Source organism: Streptomyces fuscigenes (assembly GCF_021556455.1).
In the GTDB taxonomy this organism is placed as follows: domain Bacteria; phylum Actinomycetota; class Actinomycetes; order Streptomycetales; family Streptomycetaceae; genus Streptomyces; species Streptomyces fuscigenes.
Genome location: NZ_JAKGCV010000560.1, coordinates 1 through 3,099, shown reverse-complemented (window position 1 = coordinate 3,099; position 3,099 = coordinate 1). Strand labels below are relative to the sequence as shown.

Genomic DNA, 3,099 nt, shown 5'->3' with positions numbered 1-3,099 from the left:
CCAGGGCGCCCCGGCCGCCGAGGGCCGCAAGGCCGGCCGCGCCGGGTCGCTGCGGGTGGACGCCGAACTGCTCGCCCGGGGATTCCGTCCGTACCAGGGCACCGGCGTGCACGCCGAGGCGTCACTCGGCTCCTGACCCGCTCCGCACCGGCGGGAACGCACGCCGCCGACGCGCCGAGGGCGCCCCACCCGTCCGGGAGGGGCGCCCTCGGCCCTGTGCGCGCGGCCGCACGGCCCGCCCCGCAGCAGGGGGACCGGGCGGCCGGACCGTCAGAAGGCGGCCTCGTCCAGCTCCATCAGGGAGACGTCCACGCTCTCGGCGAGCTGCCGCTCGGTGCCGACGCCCGGCAGGACGTTGGCCGCGAAGAACTTCGCCGCCGCGATCTTGCCCCGGTAGAAGGCCACGTCCTTGGCGGGGGCCGTCTCCAGCTTCTCCGCCGCGACCGCCGCGCCGCGCAGCAGCAGGTAGCCGACGATCACGTCGCCGGAGGCCATCAGCAGGCGGGTGGTGTTGAGCCCGACCTTGTAGATGTTCTTCACGTCCTCGCCGGTCGCGGTGAGGTCCGTGAGCATCGTGCCGACGATCGCCTCGAGGTCGGCCGCCGCCTTCGCCAGCGCCTCGCGGGCCGGGGCCAGTTCGGTGCCGCCCGTGGAGACCGCGAGGAACTGCTTGATCTCCTCGGCGAGGGTGTTCAGCGCGACGCCCTGGTCCCGGACGATCTTCCGGAAGAAGAAGTCCTGCCCCTGGATGGCCGTGGTGCCCTCGTAGAGCGTGTCGATCTTCGCGTCCCGGATGTACTGCTCGACCGGGTACTCCTGAAGGTAGCCGGAGCCGCCGAAAATCTGCAGCGACTGCGCGAGCTGCTCGTAGGACTTCTCCGAGCCGTAGCCCTTGACCACCGGGAGCAGCAGGTCGTTGAGGCCGTGGAGCGCGCTCGCGTCCTCCTCGGCGGCCTCCTTCGCGGAGATCTCGTCCTGGAGCGCGGCCGTGTAGAGGACGAGGGCGCGCATGCCCTCCGCGTACGCCTTCTGCGTCATCAGCGAGCGGCGCACGTCGGGGTGGTGGGTGATGGTGACCTTCGGCGCGGCCTTGTTGGTGAACTGCGCGAGGTCGGGGCCCTGGACCCGCTCCTTCGCGTACTCCAGCGCGCTCAGGTAGCCCGTGGAGAGGGTCGCGATGGCCTTGGTGCCGACCATCATGCGGGCGAACTCGATGACGCGGAACATCTGGCGGATGCCGTCGTGCTTCTCGCCGACCAGCCAGCCCTGGGCGGGCACGTCGCCGCCGAAGGTCATCTCGCAGGTGTTGGAGACCTTCAGGCCCATCTTGTGCTCGACGTTCGTCGCGCGCACGCCGTTGCGCTCGCCCAGCTCGCCGGTCTCCCGGTCGAAGTGGTACTTCGGCACGAGGAAGAGGGACAGGCCCTTGGTGCCGGGGCCGGCACCCTCGGGGCGGGCGAGCACGTAGTGGAGGATGTTGTCGGAGAGGTCGTGCTCGCCGGACGTGATGAACCGCTTCACGCCCTCGATGTGCCAGGACCCGTCCTCCTGCTGGACCGCCTTCGTGCGCCCGGCGCCGACGTCGGAGCCCGCGTCGGGCTCGGTCAGCACCATCGTGGAGCCCCACTGCTTCTCGACCGCGAGCGCCGCGATCTTCTTCTGCTCGTCCGTGCCCTCCTCGAAGAGGACGCCCGCGAAGGCAGGACCGGAGGAGTACATCCACACGGCCGGGTTCGCGCCGAGCACCAGCTCCGCGTACGCCCAGATCAGCGACCGGGGGGCGCTCGTGCCGCCGATCTCCTCGGGCAGGCCGAGCCGCCAGTACTCCGAGTCCATGAAGGCCGCGTACGACTTCTTGAAGGCCTCGGGCAGCGGGGCGACGCCCTGCGCGGGGTCGAAGACGGGCGGCGTGCGGTCGCCCTCGGCGTACGACGCCGCGATCTCCTGCTCGGAGAGGCGGGTGACCTCGGAGAGGATGCTGCGCGCGGTCTCCACGTCCATCTCGGCGAAGGGACCGCTGCCGTACAGCTTCTCCCGGCCGAGCACCTCGAAGAGGTTGAACTCGATGTCGCGGAGGTTGGACTTGTAGTGCCCCATGGCCACGGCTCCGTAAAAGGCTCACGAGGAGCCCCGGAGGGGGACGGCTCCTCAAGACAGGTATCCGGTTCGGCGTGCAGCGGCGTCCAGCGTCGTGCCGTGCCTACGATGATGCTACCCGTCGGTAATAAGGGCAACCCCGGCCCGCCGGGTGTGACGCGGCTCCCGGTGGGGCGAAATGCCCGACGGGCCCGGCGGCGCGGCGCGGGCAGCGGGCGACGAAGCGCCCGCCCCCGGGCCCGCGGGCCCGCGATCCTCAGTATTCTTGCGGCCATGTACGGCTACGAGCAGACGCCTGGCGCCCAGCAGCAGTACGCCCAGCCGAACCATCAGCAGCAGCAGCCGATGGGCGGGGGCTACGGCGAGCAGCCGCTCTACCCGGAACCGTCCCCTCCGTCGCTGGCCGACGCGGTCAAGGCGTTCACCACCGGCGTGCTGTCCGCCGAGGACTTCCAGCAGATCTTCTCCACCTCCAAGGTGTACTGCCCGCGCGGCGAGGGCCCCGGCTTCCTGGCCCTGCACAACACCCAGCAGCCGGTGATCCCCATGTTCACCACGCTCAAGGAGCTGCGCCGCTACGCGGGCAAGGACTCCAAGTACTTCGTGATCACCGGGTCCGAGGTCATCGACCTGCTGCCCACCGGGTACGGCTTCGTCCTCGACATGGAGGGCGAGCACCGGATGGTCTTCGACGCGAAGGCGGTCGAGCAGATGGTCGACTACGCCATGCGCCGCATGTACGGCTGACGCTCGGCCGTGCGCCGCGCGTACGGCTGACGCTCGGCCATGCGCCGCGTGTACGGCTGACGCTCGGCCATGCGCCGCGCGTACGGCTGACGCTCCCCGCGCGGCGGCCCGGGACGCCCCGGCCGCCCCGTTCCGGCCCGCCACCGCGCCGCCCGCACCCTCCTCCCCCCGAGGCCCGGACACCCGCGCCCCGCGGCCCCTCCCCGGCGCCATCCGCGGCTCTCGCGCCCGGCCCCTCTCGCGCCTGCCGCGTTC

2 protein-coding genes are annotated in these 3,099 nt (G+C 71.6%); one reads left to right on the top strand and one right to left on the bottom strand.

The genetic code is table 11. The features are described from left to right. Positions 1-270: 270 nt before the first annotated feature. Positions 271-2,097 (bottom strand): acyl-CoA dehydrogenase, encoded by a 1,827-nt coding sequence (locus L1885_RS26260; protein WP_235799653.1) that lies wholly within the window; start codon positions 2,095-2,097, stop codon positions 271-273. Positions 2,098-2,370: 273 nt separating this feature from the next. Here L1885_RS26260 and L1885_RS26255 point away from each other — a divergent pair, with 273 nt between their 5' ends. Further along, positions 2,371-2,844: an SseB family protein gene (locus L1885_RS26255; RefSeq protein ID WP_235799652.1), complete on the top strand. Its 474-nt coding sequence runs from the start codon at positions 2,371-2,373 to the stop codon at positions 2,842-2,844. Positions 2,845-3,099: the final 255 nt, after the last annotated feature.